This is a genomic window from Streptomyces aurantiogriseus, from assembly GCF_014649375.1.
GTDB lineage: Bacteria > Actinomycetota > Actinomycetes > Streptomycetales > Streptomycetaceae > Streptomyces > Streptomyces aurantiogriseus.
Map to the genome: position 1 here is coordinate 244,552 of NZ_BMSX01000009.1, position 17,960 is coordinate 262,511.

At 69.3% G+C, this 17,960-nt stretch carries 16 protein-coding genes, 1 tRNA gene and 1 riboswitch; of the genes, 5 read left to right on the top strand and 12 right to left on the bottom strand.

Translation table 11 applies throughout. The features are described from left to right. Positions 1-146: 146 nt before the first annotated feature. The gene (pyk, locus tag IE263_RS20830) at positions 147-1,577 is read left to right on the top strand and encodes a pyruvate kinase (RefSeq protein ID WP_189938773.1); all 1,431 of its coding nucleotides are present in this window, start codon (positions 147-149) and stop codon (positions 1,575-1,577) included. A 108-nt stretch (positions 1,578-1,685) separates the two neighbouring features. Here pyk and IE263_RS20835 read toward each other — a convergent pair. Beyond that, a tRNA-Leu gene (locus tag IE263_RS20835) sits at positions 1,686-1,760 on the bottom strand. A gap of 99 nt (positions 1,761-1,859) precedes the next feature. Between IE263_RS20835 and IE263_RS20840 the strand changes: the two genes are divergently transcribed. Then, the gene (locus IE263_RS20840) at positions 1,860-2,513 is read left to right on the top strand and encodes an ANTAR domain-containing response regulator (RefSeq protein ID WP_189938775.1); all 654 of its coding nucleotides are present in this window, start codon (positions 1,860-1,862) and stop codon (positions 2,511-2,513) included. Positions 2,514-2,600: 87 nt separating this feature from the next. Here IE263_RS20840 and IE263_RS20845 read toward each other — a convergent pair whose 3' ends face one another. From IE263_RS20845 to IE263_RS20895, 11 genes are all read right to left on the bottom strand, one after another. Then, positions 2,601-3,317 (bottom strand): ABC transporter ATP-binding protein, encoded by a 717-nt coding sequence (locus IE263_RS20845; RefSeq protein ID WP_189938777.1) that lies wholly within the window; start codon positions 3,315-3,317, stop codon positions 2,601-2,603. Next, on the bottom strand, positions 3,314-4,210 hold the full coding sequence (locus IE263_RS20850) for an ABC transporter ATP-binding protein (protein ID WP_189938778.1): 897 nt from the start codon (positions 4,208-4,210) through the stop codon (positions 3,314-3,316). The genes IE263_RS20845 and IE263_RS20850 overlap by 4 nt, the downstream gene beginning before the upstream one ends. A 5-nt stretch (positions 4,211-4,215) precedes the next feature. After that, complete coding sequence (locus IE263_RS20855) at positions 4,216-6,039, bottom strand: branched-chain amino acid ABC transporter permease (RefSeq protein ID WP_189938780.1); 1,824 nt, start codon at positions 6,037-6,039, stop codon at positions 4,216-4,218. A gap of 5 nt (positions 6,040-6,044) precedes the next feature. Next, positions 6,045-6,977 carry a branched-chain amino acid ABC transporter permease gene (locus IE263_RS20860; RefSeq protein WP_189938782.1) on the bottom strand — a complete coding sequence of 311 codons (933 nt, stop codon included), beginning with the start codon at positions 6,975-6,977 and terminating at the stop codon, positions 6,045-6,047. 115 nt (positions 6,978-7,092) lie between these two features. Next, complete coding sequence (locus IE263_RS20865) at positions 7,093-8,322, bottom strand: branched-chain amino acid ABC transporter substrate-binding protein (RefSeq protein WP_189938784.1); 1,230 nt, start codon at positions 8,320-8,322, stop codon at positions 7,093-7,095. A 290-nt stretch (positions 8,323-8,612) separates the two neighbouring features. Beyond that, on the bottom strand, positions 8,613-9,239 hold the full coding sequence (locus IE263_RS20870) for a Tat pathway signal sequence domain protein (protein WP_189938786.1): 627 nt from the start codon (positions 9,237-9,239) through the stop codon (positions 8,613-8,615). Further along, a complete protein-coding gene (locus IE263_RS20875; RefSeq protein ID WP_229911080.1) occupies positions 9,236-9,640 on the bottom strand; it encodes a hypothetical protein in 405 nt (134 codons plus the stop codon). The genes IE263_RS20870 and IE263_RS20875 overlap by 4 nt, the downstream gene beginning before the upstream one ends. A 61-nt stretch (positions 9,641-9,701) precedes the next feature. After that, on the bottom strand, positions 9,702-10,190 hold the full coding sequence (locus IE263_RS20880; protein ID WP_189938788.1) for a hotdog fold thioesterase: 489 nt from the start codon (positions 10,188-10,190) through the stop codon (positions 9,702-9,704). A gap of 57 nt (positions 10,191-10,247) precedes the next feature. Next, a complete protein-coding gene (locus tag IE263_RS20885; RefSeq protein WP_189938790.1) occupies positions 10,248-12,551 on the bottom strand; it encodes an FdhF/YdeP family oxidoreductase in 2,304 nt (767 codons plus the stop codon). 500 nt (positions 12,552-13,051) lie between these two features. Further along, the gene (locus IE263_RS20890; RefSeq protein WP_189938791.1) at positions 13,052-14,170 is read right to left on the bottom strand and encodes an alpha/beta hydrolase; all 1,119 of its coding nucleotides are present in this window, start codon (positions 14,168-14,170) and stop codon (positions 13,052-13,054) included. Positions 14,171-14,277: 107 nt separating this feature from the next. Then, positions 14,278-14,979, bottom strand: coding sequence for a class II aldolase/adducin family protein (locus IE263_RS20895; RefSeq protein ID WP_189938794.1), 702 nt, complete (start codon positions 14,977-14,979; stop codon positions 14,278-14,280). A gap of 236 nt (positions 14,980-15,215) precedes the next feature. Here IE263_RS20895 and IE263_RS20900 point away from each other — a divergent pair, with 236 nt between their 5' ends. The 3 genes from IE263_RS20900 (at position 15,216) to IE263_RS20910 (ending at position 17,599) form a co-directional block, all read left to right on the top strand. Next, on the top strand, positions 15,216-15,965 hold the full coding sequence (locus IE263_RS20900; protein WP_189938796.1) for a lysozyme: 750 nt from the start codon (positions 15,216-15,218) through the stop codon (positions 15,963-15,965). Between the two features lie 142 nt (positions 15,966-16,107). Further along, the gene (locus IE263_RS20905; protein ID WP_189938798.1) at positions 16,108-17,343 is read left to right on the top strand and encodes an inorganic phosphate transporter; all 1,236 of its coding nucleotides are present in this window, start codon (positions 16,108-16,110) and stop codon (positions 17,341-17,343) included. Positions 17,344-17,377: 34 nt separating this feature from the next. Next, positions 17,378-17,599, top strand: coding sequence for a hypothetical protein (locus IE263_RS20910; RefSeq protein WP_189938800.1), 222 nt, complete (start codon positions 17,378-17,380; stop codon positions 17,597-17,599). 132 nt (positions 17,600-17,731) lie between these two features. After that, positions 17,732-17,871: riboswitch (cobalamin riboswitch) on the top strand. Positions 17,872-17,960: the final 89 nt, after the last annotated feature.

Genomic DNA, 17,960 nt, shown 5'->3' on the forward strand with positions numbered 1-17,960 from the left:
TTCGGGGAATTCCTCCGACTCCCGACGTGCTCATCGGAGCACCTGCCCGCACAATTCAACCCTTGTCAATAAGCCTTCACGTAAAGGTTGTTGGGTCGTCATGTGCGACCAATTCCCTACCCGGCGGTAAGTCATAGGCTCGACCCATGCGCCGAGCAAAGATCGTCTGCACCCTGGGCCCCGCCACCCACTCCTACGACCAGATCAAAGCCCTGGTCGACGCAGGAATGGACGTCGCCCGCTTCAACCTCAGCCACGGCACCTACGCCGAACACGAGGAGCGCTACCAGCACGTTCGTAAGGCCTCCGACGAAACCGGCCACAGCGTCGGCATTCTCGCCGACCTTCAAGGCCCGAAGATCCGCCTCGGCCGCTTCGCGGAAGGTCCCGTACTCCTTGAACGCGGGGACGTTTTCACCATCACGGTGGAGGAGGGGGTGGAAGGCGACCGCCATATCTGCGGAACCACTTACTCCGGTCTGGCGGCGGACGTCACCCCGGGGGAGCGCATCCTCGTGGACGACGGCAAGGTGTGCCTGGAGGTCACGTCCGTCGACGGCCCCCGCGTCCACACGCGCGTCGTCGAGGGCGGTGTGATCTCCGACCACAAGGGCCTGAACCTGCCAGGAGTGGCGGTCTCCGTCCCGGCACTCTCCAAGAAGGACGAGGACGACCTGCGCTGGGCGCTGCGCACCGGCTTCGACGTCATCGCCCTCTCCTTCGTCCGCACCGGCAAGGACATCGCCGACGTCCACCGCATCATGGACGAGGAGGGCCGCAGGCTGCCGGTCATCGCCAAGGTGGAGAAACCCCAGGCGGTGGAGCACATCGACGACATCGTGGCCGCGTTCGACGGCCTCATGGTGGCCCGCGGCGACCTCGGCGTCGAGATGCCGTTGGAGCAGGTCCCGATCGTCCAGAAGCGAGCGATCAAGCTGGCCAGGCGCAACGCCAAGCCGGTCATCGTCGCGACACAGATGCTGGACTCGATGATCGAGAACTCACGCCCGACGCGCGCGGAGGCGAGCGATGTGGCGAACGCCGTGATCGACGGCACGGACGCGGTGATGCTCTCCGGCGAGACAAGCGTCGGCAAATACGCGGTGGAAACCGTCCGCACCATGGCGAAGATCGTGGCAGCGGCCGAGGAAGACATCCTGGCCAAGGGCCTCCCCCCACTGACCGAACGCAACAAGCCCCGCACCCAGGGCGGCGCCGTCGCCCGAGCGGCGGCGGAGATGGGCGACTTCCTGGGCGCCAAGTTCCTGGTCGCCTTCACCCAGTCGGGCGACACAGCCCGCCGCCTGTCCCGCTACCGCTCCCCGATCCCCCTGCTCGCCTTCACCCCCGAGCCGGCGACCCGCTCCCAGCTGAACCTGACCTGGGGCGTCGAGACGTTCCTGGGCCCGCACGTCGGTTCGACGGACGCGATGGTGGACCAGGTGGACGAGCTGCTGCTGAAGTACGGGCGCTGCGAGAAGGGGGACGTGGTGGTGATCACGGCCGGATCGCCTCCGGGGGTTTCCGGGTCCACGAACCTGGTGCGGGTGCATCACATCGGGGTGGATGACAAGTAGGAACGGCCTCGGGCGACACACAGCAAAAAGCGGATGTTCACTGGATCGGAACATCCGCTTCTTGATGGAGACCTGCGAAACCTGGCGACCTTGGAAACCAAGGAAAAGTGCCCCGGGTCGGACTCGAACCGACACTGTACGGGTTTTGAATCCGTTGCCTGCTGCCAATTGGGCTACCGGGGCTCGCAGAATCAAAGGTTTCCCCTGACCCTCCGCGCACCCACCTTACCGCAGCTGGGTAGGCTCTTGTCAGCAGTACCCCTGCCCTGACAAGGAGCCCCCGTGACCGCCCCCGAGTCGCCCCAGCCCGTAGACGCGCCCGACGACACGTCGCACGTGCCTCCGCTGACGACCCGTGTCGTCATCGCCGAGGACGAGGCCCTGATCCGGCTCGACCTCAAAGAGATGCTGGAGGAGGAGGGCTACACCGTCGTCGGTGAGGCCGGTGACGGCGAGCAGGCGATCGAGCTCGCCCGTGAGCACCAGCCGGACCTGGTGATCCTCGATGTGAAGATGCCGAAGCTGGACGGTATCTCCGCCGCCGAGAAGATCGCGGAGGAGCGGATCGCGCCGGTGCTGATGCTCACCGCCTTCTCGCAGCGTGACCTGGTGGAGCGGGCGAGGGACGCGGGTGCGATGGCGTACCTTGTGAAGCCGTTCAGCAAGAGTGATGTCGTGCCGGCGATCGAGATGGCCGTCTCGCGGTTCACGGAGTTGAAGGAGCTGGAGAAGGAGGTCGCGGACCTCACCCAGCGGCTGGAGACGCGGAAGCTCGTCGATCGGGCCAAGTCGATCCTGCAGACCGAGTACGGGTTGACCGAGCCCGCCGCGTTCCGGTGGATCCAGAAGACGTCGATGGACCGGCGGATGTCGATGCAGCAGGTCGCGGAGGCGGTCATCCAGGACGCGGAGGAGAAGAAGACGTCCAAGGGCTGAGAACGCCGGCCCGGCACCGCGAACGACGGCGAGGCCCGCACCCCCGGAGAAGTGGGGTGCGGGCCTCGCCGTATACGGATTCCGGACTCAGTCCTCGCCGAGGTACGCCTTGCGGACGGACTCGTCGTGGAGGAGGTCCTGGCCGGTGCCCGATAGGACGATCTTGCCGATTTCCATCACGTGGCCGTGGTCGGCCAGGGAGAGCGCCGCCTGGGCGTTCTGTTCGACGAGGAGGATCGTCGTGCCCTGGGATTTCAGTTCGGCGATGGTGGCCATGATCTTCTGCATCATGATCGGCGAGAGGCCCATGGAGGGTTCGTCGAGCATGAGTAGCTTCGGCTGGGACATCAGGGCGCGGCCCATGGCCAGCATCTGCTGCTCACCGCCCGACAGGGTGCCTGCGGCCTGCTTACGGCGCTCTCCCAGGATGGGGAAGAGGTCGTAGGCGCGTTGGATGTCCTTCTCGATGCCTGGCTTGTCGTTGCGGAGGAAGGCTCCCAGCCGCAGGTTGTCCTCGATTGTCATGCGGGGGAAGATGTGCCGTCCCTCGGGGGAGTGGGCGAGTCCCAGCGAGACGATGTTGTGGGCGGGGATCTTCTTCAGCGACTTGCCGTTGAACTTGATCTGTCCGCCGACCGGCTTGAGCAGACCTGAGAGGGTGCGCAGGGTGGTGGTCTTGCCGGCTCCGTTGGTGCCGATGAGGGTGACGACCTCGCCGGCGTCGACCTTGAAGGAGATGCCCTTGACGGCTTCGATCTTGCCGTAGGCGACTCGGAGGTCTTCGACTTCGAGCAGTGCGGTCATCGGTCGTTCTCCTTGCCGGGCGCGGCGTCCGTCGTGGCCTCGGCCTTGGCTTCGGCGGCCTCGACCTCGGCGACTTCCTCTTCGCCGGGGGCGTTCTCGAAGGGCTCGCCGAGGTAGGCGGCGATGACGCGTTCGTCGCCCTGGACGGTGGCGCTGTCGCCTTCGATGAGCTTCTGGCCTTGGACCAGCACGGCGACGCGGTCGCACAGGTTGAAGATGAAGCGCATGTCGTGCTCGATGACGAGGACGGCGATGCCCTTGTCGCGGATGGCGAAGACCAGTTCCTCGGTGGCCCGGGTCTCCTGGGGGTTCATGCCGGCTGTCGGCTCGTCGAGGAGCAGCAGGCCGGGCTCGCTCGCGAGTGCTCGTGCGATTTCGAGCTTGCGCTGTTCGCCGTAGGGGAGGTTGCGGGCGAGGTGATCGGCCTTCTTTTCCAGGCCGACGAACTCGAGGAGTTCCATGGCGCGTTCGCGGGAGGCGGCTTCGGCCTTGTGGAAGCCGGGGCCGCGCAGGACGGCCGACCAGAAGCCTTCCTTGGTGCGGGTGTGGCGGCCGACGAGGACGTTTTCCAGGACCGTCATGTTGGCGAACAGGCGGATGTTCTGGAAGGTGCGGGCGATGCCGGCGGCGGTGACCTTGAAGGACTTGGGTGGCAGGACGGTGCCTTTGTAGCGGACCTCTCCCTCGGTGGGGATGTAGAGGCCGGTGAGGCAGTTGAAGAAGGTCGTCTTGCCGGCGCCGTTGGGGCCGATGAGGCCGACGATTTCTCCGCTGTTGACGGTGAGGTTGACGTCGCGTACGGCGGTGAGGCCGCCGAAGCGCATGGTCACGCCGCGGGCGTCGAGGACCGTCTGGCCGACGGTGGTGTCCTTGGTGGTGGTGTCGGTGGTCATCGTGGTCAGGCCCCTGCCTTGCTGAGGACTGTGGGCGCTTCGGCCTCTTCGTGGAATTCGAGCTGGCGGCGCCGGTTGGGGATCATGCCCTCGGGTCGGAAGCGCATCAGCAGGATGAGTGCGAGGCCGAAGGCGAAGAGCTGGTAGTCGCCGAGGAACTGGAGTTTGTTGGGGATCAGGTACAGCAGGGCCGCGCCGATGAGCGGGCCGCTGATGGTGCCCATGCCGCCGAGAACGACCGCGGCGAGGAGGAAGGCGGAGTTGGGCGGGATGGCTCCGGCGAACAGGTACTGCTCGGGCGTGACCGTGTAGGTGACGTGTGCCTGGACGGTTCCGGCGAGGCCGGCAAGGGAGGCGCCGACGGCGAAGGCGATGAGTTTGACGCGGAAGCCGTTGATGCCCATGGCGAGGGCGGCGGTTTCGTCCTCGCGGATGGCGACCCAGGCGCGGCCGATGCGGGAGTCGCCGCTGCGTCGGAAGACGAGGACGACGACCGCGGTGATGAGCAGCATCAGGAAGAAGTAGTTGGCGAAGCGGCCGATGGTGAAGCCGGCGATGGTGTGCTCGAGGCCGAAGTCGAAACCGAGGATATTGAGGTTCGGGATCGAGGAGATGCCGTTGGAGCCATTGGTGAGGTCCGGGCCGGAGGTGCCGTCCAGGTTGTTGGCGGTGATGCGGAAGATCTCTCCGAAGCCGAGGGTCACGATGGCGAGGTAGTCGCCGCGCAGCCGCAGGGTCGGGGCGCCGATGAGGACGCCGAAGACGAGCGAGGCGAGGGCGCCGACGAGGACGGCGGCCCAGAACGGGAAGTGCACGTCGAACGGCGAGTTGGGGGAGCCGGAGACGAGGGCGGCGGCGTAGGCGCCGACGCCGAGGAAGGCGACGTAGCCGAGGTCGAGGAGGCCGGCGAGGCCGACGACGATGTTCAGGCCGAGGGCGACCGTGGCGAAGATCAGGATGTAGACGCCGATGGTCGCGTACTGGTCGTCGGTCTGGGTGAAGGGGAACATCGCGGCCGCGACGAAGGCGCCGCAGATGGTGATGTTCTGGTGCCGGGCGGTGATCTGGGAGGCCTGGGCGACGAGGCCGGCCTTGTTGAGGGCGGCGAAGCCGAGGCCGGCCATGATCAGGAAGCCGATGAACAGCTCGTCGTACTCGGTGCCGATGCCGTAGGTGAAGACGGTGAGGCCGAGTGCGAGGACGGCGACGATGATCAGGATTTCGGCGTATGAGGGGAGTGTGCCGACGCGGCGCGGGGTGCCGGAGGCGAGGGCCGCTTTGAGGCTCTCGCGCTTGTGGCGGACTTGGTACTTGAACAGTTCCCAGCCGGTGTCGTCGGGGTCGATGGGGTCGGGCTCGGGTCGTTCGAAGGGGAGGGCGAGGGCGCCGAGGAGGGCGGTCAGGCTGGCGATGGCGACGATGAAGCCGCCGGGCTCGAGGTTGACGAGGCCGCCGAGGTCGGTGCTGATCGCGATGACGGTGTACCAGGTGGTGGTGAAGGTGGCGAGTGCGGCGACCTTGATGGCCGCGTCGGCGCCGGCGGGTACGAGCCAGCCGAGGCCCTTCACGTTGTAGGACGCCAGGCAGAACAGGGTGGTGAGGGCGCCGCCGATGAGGACGAGGACCTGCAGGCCGCCGGGGTAGCCGTAGACGGTGAGGTCGCCGGGGAAGGCGGAGGTCCAGGTCCAGGCGAGGAAGGTGGAGATGATCGTGAGGACGCTTCCGCCGAGGGCGAGCGCGCGGCCGGCCTTCTCCGGGATGCCGATCAGGCCGGTGGGGGCGCCGGTGGCGGGCGTGGGGGTTTCGGGTGCGGTGGTCTGTGTGGTCATCGGTGTCACGCCCTGTCCGCGACGCGTTCGCCGAGCAGGCCCTGTGGCCTGAACAGCAGTACGAGGATGAGGAGTACAAAGGCCCAGACGTCGGCCCAGGACTGGCTGCCGAACTTGTCCATGCCGGGGATGTCGGCGATGTAGGCGGTGGCCAGGGTCTCGGCGATGCCGAGGACGACGCCGCCGATCATGGCTCCGTAGATGTTGCCGATGCCGCCGAGGACGGCCGCGGTGAAGGCCTTGAGACCGAGGATGAAGCCCATGCGGAAGTCGATCTGACCGTACTTCAGGCCGTATGCCACACCGCCGACGGCGGCGAAGATGGCGCCGAGGGCGAAGGCGACCACGATGATGCGGTCGGTGTTGATGCCCATCAGCTTCGCGGTGTCCGGGTCCTGTGCGGTGGCCTGCATGCCGCGGCCGGTGCGGGTCTTCATGACGAAGTAGGCGAGGAAGGCCATGCTGATGGGGGCTGCGATCAGCAGGAAGATGTCACCGGTCTGGATGGTGACGTTGCCGATCTCGAAGGGGCCGCCCGGGATTTCGGGGAAGGTGCGGGCGGACTTGGCCTCGGGGTACCAGGCCCACACCGCCTGCTGCAGGGCGAGGGAGAGGCCGATGGCGGTGATGAGGGGGGCGAGGCGTGGGGCGTTGCGGAGGGGGCGGTAGGCGAATCGTTCCGCTCCCACGGCGATGGTGGTGGCGACCAGGGCGGCGCCGATGAGCATCAGCGGCAGGGCGATCCACATGGATGTGCCGTCGGGCAGTACGTACACGTAGATCGTCAGAGCGCCGAACGCTCCGGTCATGAAGATCTCGCCGTGGGCGAAGTTGATGAGCTGGACGATGCCATAGACCATTGTGTAGCCGATGGCGACCAGCCCGTACATGGATCCCAGTAGCAGGCCGTTGACCAGCTGCTGCGGCAGTTCGTTCACCGCATGTCCTCCGAGACGGTTCGGATAGTTCGACGGATGTGGCCGGATGTGAGTGCGCGCGGGGCGCCAGTGGAACAGCGCCCCGCGCGGCTCTTGAGTGGTGCGGGTGTGTGCGTCAGCCGGTGTAGGTGCCGGACTTGACGGCCGCCCAGGCACCGTTCTTCACGGCGTAGACGGTGAGCTGCTTGTTCGTGGCGTCGCCGTACTCGTCGAAGGAGACCTTGCCGGTCACACCGTCGAAGGAGACGTTCTGCATGGCCTCGGTGACCTTGGCACGGGCGTCGTCGGGAAGCTTGCCGTCGTTGTCCTCGACGACCTTCTTGACGGCCTCGATGATGGCCCAGGTGGAGTCGTAGGAGTAACCGCCGTAGGCCGAGTACTCCTCCTTGTAGCCGCCGGCCTTGTAGTCGGCCACGAAGTCCTTGGCGGAGGGGAGCTCCTCGACCGGGGCACCGACGGAGGTGGCGAGGTCGCCGGTGGCACCGGCGCCGGCGAGGCTGAGGAAGTTGTCGTCCTTGATGCCGTCACCGCCGACCAGCGGGATGTTGGCGCCGGCGGCCTTGATCTGCTTGCTGAGCGGGCCGGCCTGCGGGTACTCGCCGCCGTAGTAGACGACGTCGGCGCCGGACTTCTTCACCTTGGTGGCGACCGCGGAGAAGTCCTTGGTGTCGGGGTTGATGTGCTCGGTGCCGGCGACCGTGCCGCCGAGCTTCTTGAACTCCTCGGTGAAGGTGGCGGCCAGGCCGGCGCCGTAGGTCTTCTTGTCGTCGATGACGAAGACCTTCTTCTTCTTGGCGTCGTTGAAGACGTACTGCGCGGCGAACGGGCCCTGGATGGCGTCCGTGGTCGCGGTGCGGAAGTACGACTTGTACTGACGGACCTTCTTGGTCTGCCAGTCCGGGCCCTGCGTCAGGCTGGGGCCGGTGTTCGCCGGGGAGACCTCGACGAGCTTGGCGTCGTCGAAGACCTTCTGCATCGACTCGGCGACGGAGGAGTTCAGCGGGCCGACCACGCCGAGGACGTCCTTGTTGGCGACGAACTTGGTGGCGTTCTGCTGGCCGGCCGAGGGCTGGCCCTGGTCGTCGAGCGCTTCGATCTTGAAGGTGATGCCGTCGACGGCCTTTTCCTTGTTGGCGGTCTTGACGGCGAGGTCGGCCGAGTTCTTGATGCCCAGGCCCATGGCGGACAGGTCGCCGGTCAGCGGAGCGTCGACGCCGATGACTACGGTGGTGCCGCCGCCCTCGGAGTCGGAGCCGCCGTCGTCGCCGCGCGAGCCGCAGGCGGTGAGGGTGAGTGCTCCCGCCGCCAGCGCGGCGGTGATGGCGATGAACGAACGTTGACGCACGATCCAGTCCTTTCCCTGGCACGGCCCTCCCCCCTGGAAGAGGCCGAGTCGAACGCGGGGTCGGCAAGGGGTTTTCCGACCGCGCGGTGACTGGCCGTGACTCTAAACGGGTTAAGGGAACGTGGAGGAGGCTCTGACCAAGGCTGTGACGCTCTTGTTATGACACGAGGTAATGCAGAGCGGTACTGAGGGGGTGGAACAGCGGAATTCAGGCCGATTCGCCCTGTCCGCATAGTGAGAATCTGCAGGATGGGCGCGCAACTGTTCAGGCGTCTCGGGCGTTTTGGTGATTACTCGGAATCGTTGCTACAGGCGACTTGTAGGGCGTGGGAGAGGTCCTGGGCGTAGCGCGGGCCGAGGATGAAGCTGTGGTCTTGTATTGCACGTTTATTACGCAGCGTTACGTCCAGGAAAGGGAGTCCGGCGTTTTCCGGCACGGTTCCGCATGCGGTCACCTGCATCGTGATGACGATCTTGCGGGCGGAACCGGCCTCGGTGCGGAACGGGGTCCCGGGGGCCGAGGTCAGGGAAAGTCCGGCATACGGCTGTGTCAGGTGGGTCGTTGTGACCGGCGGGCCGGACTCCACGCTCAGGAGCACCTCGAAGGCGAAGGTCTGCGGGTGGGTGCCGGGTGGCACGGTGAGCGGGCCGACGTAGCTGATGTTCACGACCTGGGACGGGAACGGTGGCGCGAGGGAGGCCGCTCGGCGGTCGTGGGGGCGGGTGGCGTAGAGGTAGCCGCCGCCCGCCAGCAGGGCGGCGGCCGTCAGGACCGCGAGGACGGCGCGGCGGTGGGCGTCGTAGAAGCGGAGCGGGCGGCTGCGCGGACGCCCGCGGGTGGAGGCGGAGGCGGCGGCGTCGGCGGGATCCCATGTGCGCGTGCCCTCGCCCGGCTCGACCGGGCCGATGCCGCTCACTGCCAGGGACCCTTGCCCGGGCCGCCGGAGCGGTACCACTCCACGCAGCCCGCCCGCGCCTCGCGGTCGATCAACTCGTCCGCCGCTTCGGCTCCTCGACGCTTCTGCTCGGTCCGGGCGGCGTCCACGACGGACCGCAGGATCTCGTACTGCCCGTTGGACAGCCCCATCGACTGATAGTCCCCGTATGTGTCGCTGTTCAGCACCTCACGCGACCAGTGGGCGACGATCCGGGTGCACAGGTCCTCGGGAGGTGTCGCGCTCGCCGATGGGGTGCCGCTCGCCGTGCCCTTCGCCTCCGCGTGGCCGGGGCCGCCGCAGCCGGTCGCCAACGTGCCCATCAGGAACGCCAGTCCGAGCATCTGTAGCGCCCCCGGCCGGAGGGGTTCTCCCGTTGTCATGCCCCGACGCTAGGCCGCCGGGAGGTGCGGAGCAACGGCTCCGCGCAGCCGCCTTCGTAGGTCAGCCCGCCGCGCGCAGGCGCGCCTCGTCGCTCGGGTTCACGTCCCGCAGCAGACACGTCAGCCGCGCCGTGCACACCCGCCGCCCCGCCTCGTCGCTGATCACGATCTCGTACGTCGCCGTGGTCCGGCCCCGGTGCAGGGGCGAGGCCACGCCGGTGACCAGGCCGGAGCGCACACCGCGGTGGTGGGTGCAGTTGAGGTCGACACCGACGGCGATCTTGGAGCTGCCGGCGTGCAGCATCGAGCCGACCGAGCCGAGGGTCTCCGCGAGCACCGCGGAGGCGCCGCCGTGCAGCAGCCCGTAGGGCTGGGTGTTGCCCTCCACCGGCATCGTGCCCACGACCCGGTCCGCGGAGGCCTCCACGATCTGCACGCCCATACGGGTGCCCAGGTGTCCGGCGGAGAACAGGGCCGGCAGGTCGACGCCGAGCGCCGCGTACTCGTCGATGACCTCTTGCGGGAACTTCACATGCTGCTGCTCGCCCATGGGGCCCTGCTCCGTTCGTCGTGACCGGTACGGCTGCCGTACTGGCTGAGCAAACGCTCAGTCGGTCGCCGATTGTTCCAGACGGACGACGACGGACTTGCTGGCCGGGGTGTTGCTGGTGTCCGCGGTGGAGTCCAACGGCACCAGGACGTTGGTCTCCGGGTAGTACGCGGCCGCACACCCGCGCGACGTCGGATAGAGCACGACCCGGAAACCGGGCGCCCGCCGCTCCACCCCGTCCTTCCACTCGCTGACCAGGTCGACGTACGACCCGTCGGCGAGATGAAGGTTCCGGGCGTCCTCGGGGTTGACGAGGACGACCCGGCGGCCGTTCCTGATGCCCCGGTAGCGGTCGTCCAGGCCGTAGATGGTGGTGTTGTACTGGTCGTGCGAGCGCAGCGTCTGCAGCAGGAGGCGGCCCGCGGGCAGCTCCGGGTACTCGACCGGCGCGGCGGTGAAGTTGGCCTTGCCGGTCGCCGTGGGGAAGCGGCGCTCGTCGCGCGGGGCGTGCGGCAGGGTGAAGCCACCGGGGCGGGCCACGCGCGCGTTGAAGTCCTCGAAGCCCGGGATCACCCGCGCGATGCGGTCCCGGATCGTCGCGTAGTCCTTCTCGAACTCCTCCCACGGCACCACGCTGTCCTCGCCCAGGACACGGCGTGCGAGGCGGCAGACGATGGCCGGCTCGGAGAGCAGGTGCGCGCTCGCGGGCTCCAGGCGGCCGCGGGAGGCGTGCACCATGCTCATGGAATCCTCGACGGTCACGAACTGCTCGCCACCGCCCTGCAGATCACGCTCGGTGCGGCCGAGGGTCGGCAGGATCAGGGCACGCGCGCCCGTGACGACGTGCGAGCGGTTGAGCTTCGTCGACACGTGCACCGTCAGCCGGGCGCGCCGCATGGCCGCCTCGGTGACCTCCGTGTCGGGAGACGCGGAGACGAAGTTGCCGCCCATGGCGAAGAAGACCTTCGCCTCGCCGTCGCGCAGGGCACGGATGGCGCGTACGACGTCGAAGCCGTGCTCGCGCGGGGGCGCGAAGCCGAACTCCTTCTCCAAGGCGTCCAGGAACGCCGGGGCGGGGCGCTCGAAGATGCCCATGGTGCGGTCGCCCTGCACGTTCGAGTGGCCGCGGACCGGGCACACGCCCGCGCCCGGGCGGCCGATGTTGCCGCGCAGCAGGAGGAAGTTGACGACCTCGCGGATGGTCGGCACGGAGTGCTTGTGCTGGGTCAGGCCCATCGCCCAGCAGACGATGGTGCGCTCGGAGGCGAGGACCATCCGCAGGGCCTGCTCGATCTCCGCGCGCGTGAGACCCGTCGCGGTGAGCGTCTCGTCCCAGTCGGCGGCGCGGGCGGCCTCGGCGAACTCCTCGAAGCCATGGGTGTGTTCGCGGATGAACGCCTCGTCGACGGCGCCCGAGCCCGCGCCGGAGGCGCTGTCGTGCTCAGCGAGGATCAGCTTGTTGAGGAGACGGAAGAGGGCCTGGTCGCCGCCGATGCGGATCTGCAGGAACAGATCGGTGAGAGCGGCGCCCGCGGTCAGGCCCTTGGGGGTCTGCGGGTTCTTGAAGCGCTCCAGGCCGGCCTCGGGCAGCGGGTTGACGCTGATGACCTTCGCGCCGTTCGCCTTCGCCTTCTCCAGGGCGGAGAGCATGCGCGGATGGTTCGTGCCCGGGTTCTGGCCGGCCACGATGATCAGGTCGGCCCGGTAGAGGTCCTCCAGCAGGACGCTGCCCTTGCCGATGCCGATCGTCTCCGACAGGGCCGAGCCCGAGGACTCGTGGCACATGTTGGAGCAGTCCGGCAGGTTGTTCGTGCCGAACTCGCGCGCAAAGAGCTGGTAGAGGAACGCGGCCTCGTTGCTCGTACGGCCCGAGGTGTAGAAGACGGCCTCGTCGGGGGAGGCGAGGGCGGTCATCTCCTCGGCGACGATGTCGAAGGCGCGCTCCCAGGAGACCGGCTCGTAGTGCTCTCCCCCTTCGGGGAGATACATGGGGTGGGTGAGCCGCCCCTGCTGGCCGAGCCAGTAGCCGCTGCGGGTCGCCAGGTCGGCGACGGAGTGCGCGGCGAAGAACTCGGGGGTGACCCGGCGCAGGGTCGCCTCCTCGGCCACCGCCTTCGCGCCGTTCTCACAGAACTCCGCCGCGTGCCGGTGGTCCGGCTCCGGCCAGGCGCAGCCCGGGCAGTCGAAGCCGTCCTTCTGGTTCACCCGCAGCAGCGTCAGCGCGGTGCGCTTCACACCCATCTGCTGCTGGGCCATCCGCAAGGAGTGCCCGATGGCAGGCAGGCCCGCCGCCGCGTGCTTCGGCTCGGCGACCTGTGGCGCGTCCTGGACCGGGTCGGCCTTGGGTGGCTTCGTGGCCATCGCGGGGCTCCTTCGCTGGCGCGGGTGACCTGTTCGTCCGATCCTCGCACGCTGCACCGACAGTGGGGGCGGTCGGGCCTGCGGAGTTCTGCTCGGGAGCATTGCTTGCGGCTGGGGTGCCTGCGGGCGGTGCGTGTGTGTGGGGGGCGGGGTCGTGGCGGTGCGGGTCGCGCCTGCGGTGCGTGGGTGGGTCGGGGTCGTGGTGGTGCGGCGAGCCCGTCGCGTGTTGGGCGTACGGCTGCCTGCTGCCACAGTCCGAGTTGGCTGTGACGAGCTGAGCGACGGGCTCCAGCCGCACCACCACGACCCACTCCCGCCGTCATGCGGGTGCGGGTGCGTGGGGGCTTGGGTTCCGTTCCCCAGGGGGCGCCGCGCTGCCACGGGCGCTCTCGTGCGGGGGCGGGGCGAGGACGGTGCGGGCTCGTTCTCTCCGGCTGCGCGGCATCGCTACGGTCCACTCCGGGGGGATGACGAGGGCGGGAACCGTCGTGGCGGGTGGGTCACATCAGGGGGGTCAGGAAGCGGCGCAGGGCTTCCTCGTAGGCGTCTGGGTCGGCGTTCCACATGGCGTTGTGGGGGGCCTGGGGGACGGGGTGGAAGGTGATCAGGTCGGGGCGGGCGGCGGCCAGGCGGCGGGTGGGTGTCCAGGGGGCGACCGTGTCGTCGGGGCCGTGGAAGATCAGGGTGGGGACTCGGACGTCGGTGGTTTCGTCGGGGCGCTCGGTGTTCAGGCCCGTGCGGCCCTGGGCGGCGCGGACGGCCAGGGGCAGCAGTGCACCCGGGGTGTGGCGGGCGGCGGCGAGGGCGCGCAGCGTCGCCTGCCAGTCGAGGACCGGGGAGTCCAGCACCAGACCGGCGACCAGGTGGCGCAGGCCCGAGCGGGCGGCGGCACGCACGGCCATGGCGGCGCCGGTGGACCAGCCCAGCAGGACGAGCCGTTCGGCGCCCTGGCGGACGGCGTACCGCATCGCCGCGTCCACGTCACGCCACTCGGTCTCGCCGAGGTGGTTGAGGCCGTCAGGGGGGCGGGGTGCGCCGAGGTCGCCGCGGTAGGCGAGGGCGAGCACCGGGAAGCGGCGGCCGTGCAGGAAGCCGATGAGGTTCAGGGCGTGTTCCCGGGTGGTGCCCAGGCCGTGCACCGCGATCACCCAGGTGCGGCGGGCGCCGGGGACGAACCAGGCGGGCAGGGAGCCGAGCTCGCCGGGGACGTCGACGTCGGCGTGGTCGAGGCCGAGCGCGCTGCTCGGGTTGCCGACGTGCAGGTTCGGGGTGAGCCACACCGCGTCGCCGTGGCTCAGCGTGCCGTGGGTGACGCGTTCCAGGCGGCGTACCACGGTGTCGGCGGAGTGCGGGACGGTGGCCAGGACGGGGCCGACGACCGCGTGGGAGCCGTCGCCCGCGAGGCCGTAGGTGCCGGGGCGCAGGGCGGCGAGGTCGCGGGTGAGGACGACCTGGCCGGCGGCCGTGCCGTGCACCGTGAGCCGGGGTTCGGTGGGCAGGGGCCGACCGGGAGGCACCTTGAGCGCGGCGTCGCTGGCGAACCGGCCGGCGGCGACACTGGCGGCGCCGGCGGCCAGGGCTGCGGTGACGGCGGCGGCCGTCGCGGTGACAGTGCGCACCTGTCCAGTGTCCTGGCCGATTGACCTGACGGCCAGTGGTGGGGCGGGGAGGGGAAGAGGGGTGACGGGTGCGGGGGCCGTCGGGGGTCACTGCCCGGGTCCCGGCCTCACTTCCGCTGCCCGTACCCCCGGAACCGCTCCGCCGCCTCCGCCAGCTGCTCCTCGGTCAGGAGGGTCGGTGTCCGGCCGGGTACCGAGGACGCCGTCAGCCACAGCCGGCACATCCACTCCAGTTGGGCGGTGCGGTCGTAGGCCTGGTCGAGGGTGGTGCCGTAGGTGAGAGTGCCGTGGTTCTGGAGGAGGCAGCCGGTGCGGTCGGTGAGGGCGTCGAGCATGTTCTCGGCCAACTCCTCGGTGCCGTACGTCGCATAGGGGGCAACCCGGACGGGGCCACCGAGGGCGCCCGCCATGTAGTGGACGGACGGGAGTTCGGTCACGAGGGTGGAGACGGCCGTGGCGTGCACGGCGTGGGTGTGGACGACGGCGCGGGCGTCGGTGGTGCGGTAGACGGCGAGGTGCATGGGCAGTTCGCTCGTCGGGATCAGCGTGCCGAGCACCTGCCGGCCGGCGAGGTCGACGCCGGTGATGTCGCCCGGGGTGAGGCGGTCGTAGGGCACGCCCGACGGTGTGACCAGCACGGTGTCGCCGACACGCACGGAGACGTTGCCGGAGGTGCCGACGACCAGTCCGTCGGCGACGGTGCGGCGGGCCGTGGCGACGAGTGCCTCCCAGGCCCGCGCCTCCTCCTCACCGCGTATGCCGTCCAGGCCGTCACGGGTGTCCCGCTGGTCGTGTCGCTGCTCAGCCATACCGCGATCCTGCCAGGAAGGCCGCGTGCCGTCGCCGGGCACGGGCGCCTCGCCGCCGGGGCCTGGGCACTGTAGGCCGGAGGCCGAACCTCCGGAAGTTCCCATATCCCCACATAACACGCCGTCAAGGTGATTGGCCGGAGATCGACCGGCATGGGTGGATCTTCTTCTAGCCTCTGGGGGTTGTCGCGCACGCCGCCGTTCCAGGGGAACGCACGTCGCCATTCGGGGGAAACATGGTCCGCGCCCACGCATCGTCCCGTCGTCGTGCCCGCGCGGTCGCGGCCTGCGGGGCGGCGCTCGCCGCGGCGGGGGCCGCGCTCGCCGGGTGGCCCGCCGCGGCGGCGGAGCGACCGAGGGGGCACGATGTCTCGTCCCACCAGAAGAACGTCGACTGGGCGCGGGCGAAGGCCGAGGGCGCCGGGTTCGTCTACGTCAAGGCGACGGAGTCCACCGCCTACCGCAACCCGTACTTCCGCCAGCAGTACGACGGCGCCCACGCCGTCGGCCTGATCCGCGGCGCGTACCACTTCGCGCTGCCGGACAAGGGCTCGGGCACGGCGCAGGCCGCGCACTTCGTGCGCAACGGCGGCGCCTGGAGCGCGGACGGGCGGACGCTGCCGCCCGCGCTGGACGTCGAGTACAACCCCTACGACCGCACGCAGAAGTGCTACGGCCTGAGCAAGGCGGAGATGGTCGCCTGGATCAAGGCGTTCAGCGACGAGGTGCACCGGCTCACCGGCCGGCGCCCGGTGATCTACACGACCACCCACTGGTGGAACGCCTGCACGGGCGGCAGCAGCGCCTTCGCCGCGGACCACCCGCTGTGGATCGCCCGCTACGGCTCGCCGGACGCGGGGACGCTGCCGGCCGGATGGTCCTCATGGACCTTCTGGCAGTACGACAACGGGGGCAGCCTGCCGGGTGACCAGAATCTCTTCAACGGCTCCGCGGACGGCCTGCTGAGGTTCGCCCAGGGCTCCTGACCATGCGACACCTGGGCCGCCCCGGCCGATCGGAACGCCACTCTCATTTTTGGACACCGCGACGCCCGCCCCAGTTCACCTTCCGTTCACTCAGGTTACCTACGTTCGTCCGGCCAATGACTTCGAACGAATGCCTGGGTAAATGGAAAGCTTCTCGCTGATCCTCGCGATTGTGGTCGTAACCGCACTCGCGTTCGATTTCACGAACGGTTTTCACGACACCGCCAACGCGATGGCCACGACCATCTCGACCGGTGCGCTCAAGCCCAAGGTCGCGGTGGCCATGTCCGCCGTACTGAACCTCGTGGGCGCCTTCCTCTCCGTGGAGGTCGCCAACACGATCTCCAAGGGTCTCGTCGACGAGACCGGCATACGTCCCGAGGTCATCTTCGCCGCCCTGGTCGGCGCGATCCTCTGGAACCTGCTGACCTGGCTGGTCGGACTCCCCTCCAGCTCCTCGCACGCCCTCATGGGCGGTCTGATCGGCGCCACCATCGCCTCGGCGGGCGTCGGCGCGGTGCACGGCGACGTGCTCGTCACCAAGGTGCTGATCCCGGCGATCGCCGCTCCGCTGGTCGCGGGCATCGCCGCGATGCTCGCCACCCGGCTGTCGTACACGCTCGGCAAGAAGGCCGACGGCAAGGCCGCCGAGAAGGGCTACCGCGCGGGCCAGATCGCCTCGGCGGGCCTGGTCTCCCTCGCGCACGGCACGAACGACGCCCAGAAGACGATGGGCATCATCACCCTCGCCCTGGTCGCCGGCGGCGCCGTCGCGCCCGACTCCGACCCGCCCATGTGGGTCATCCTCTCCGCGGGCATCGCCATCGCGCTCGGCACCTACCTCGGCGGCTGGCGCATCATCCGCACCATGGGCAAGGGCCTGACCGACCTCCAGCCGCAGCAGGGCTTCGCCGCCCAGACCAGCGCGGCGACCGTCATCCTCGCCTCCTCCCACCTCGGCTTCTCCCTCTCCACCACGCACTCCGTCTCCGGCGCGGTGATGGGCGCGGGCCTCGGCCGCAAGGGCGGCGTCGTCCGCTGGTCGACCGCCACCCGCATGTTCGTCGCCTGGGGTCTGACGCTGCCGGCGGCTGCCCTGGTCGGCGCGGTGGCCGAGTACGTGACGGGCTTCGGCACCTGGGGCACGGCACTGGTGGCCGTCTTCCTGGTCACCTCCAGCGCCGCGATCTGGAAGATCTCCCGCCGTGAGGTCGTCGACCACACGAACGTCAACGAGACCGAGGAGCCGGCCGGCGTGGTGACCACGGCGATCGCCGCGGTGGCCGTGCCCCCGGCGGGCACCGTCGCCGAGGACCTGACGGCCACGATCCCGGCCCCCGCCGGCGAGTCCGCCCCGTCGGCCGCCACCCCCGTCTGAGCCCCGCGCACGCGGTTACGAAGGAATCAGCAGCATGAAAATCGACTGGGCAGCTCTGGGCTCCGTCTTCGGGGTCAGCCTCGTGGTCACCGTGGCCCTCGTGGGCCTGTTCACCCTCGGCATCGTCGGCCTCTCCCGCCACGAGCGGGCGGCCGAGCAGGGCGGCTCCGCCGCCCTCGCGGTGACCGGCGCCTACGCGTGCTTCGCGGCGTGCGCGGCTGCGGTGGCGTACGGGATCTCTCTGATCGTCGCCTGAGCCTCGGCACCGACAGCACCTGGGGTGCGGGACGGATCACCGTCCCGCACCCCAGGTTTTTGTGATGCCTGTGCCCCCTTGTGTGTGGGCCTCAGCACACTCTCCCTGCGCAGGTCAACAGCAAGTTGACGGCCCTTCGGGGCCCGTGGTGGACTGCCGGAGCCATGTACGGCGGCAGAAGAGGAAGCCGGTGTGAGTCCGGCGCGGTCCCGCCACTGTCACCGGGGTAGACACCCCCGGGAGCCAGGAACTCTCGTCGCCGGTCTCGTCGAACCAGGGCGTGGACACCCTGAGTGAGGACATATCGCCATGCTCGGCTGCCGTTCGAGGTACAGCACCCGGTCGTTGCCCGACTCCGCGG

Coding starts and splice junctions, on each gene's coding strand:
- pyk (WP_189938773.1), top strand. CDS start 147: ATGCGCCGAGCAAAGATCGTCTGCACCCTGGGCCCCGCCACCCACTCC.
- IE263_RS20845 (WP_189938777.1), bottom strand. CDS start 3,317: ATGACCGCACTGCTCGAAGTCGAAGACCTCCGAGTCGCCTACGGCAAG.
- IE263_RS20850 (WP_189938778.1), bottom strand. CDS start 4,210: ATGACCACCGACACCACCACCAAGGACACCACCGTCGGCCAGACGGTC.
- IE263_RS20855 (WP_189938780.1), bottom strand. CDS start 6,039: ATGACCACACAGACCACCGCACCCGAAACCCCCACGCCCGCCACCGGC.
- IE263_RS20875 (WP_229911080.1), bottom strand. CDS start 9,640: ATGACAACGGGAGAACCCCTCCGGCCGGGGGCGCTACAGATGCTCGGA.
- IE263_RS20880 (WP_189938788.1), bottom strand. CDS start 10,190: ATGGGCGAGCAGCAGCATGTGAAGTTCCCGCAAGAGGTCATCGACGAG.
- IE263_RS20885 (WP_189938790.1), bottom strand. CDS start 12,551: ATGGCCACGAAGCCACCCAAGGCCGACCCGGTCCAGGACGCGCCACAG.
- IE263_RS20895 (WP_189938794.1), bottom strand. CDS start 14,979: ATGGCTGAGCAGCGACACGACCAGCGGGACACCCGTGACGGCCTGGAC.
- IE263_RS20900 (WP_189938796.1), top strand. CDS start 15,216: ATGGTCCGCGCCCACGCATCGTCCCGTCGTCGTGCCCGCGCGGTCGCG.
- IE263_RS20905 (WP_189938798.1), top strand. CDS start 16,108: ATGGAAAGCTTCTCGCTGATCCTCGCGATTGTGGTCGTAACCGCACTC.
- IE263_RS20910 (WP_189938800.1), top strand. CDS start 17,378: ATGAAAATCGACTGGGCAGCTCTGGGCTCCGTCTTCGGGGTCAGCCTC.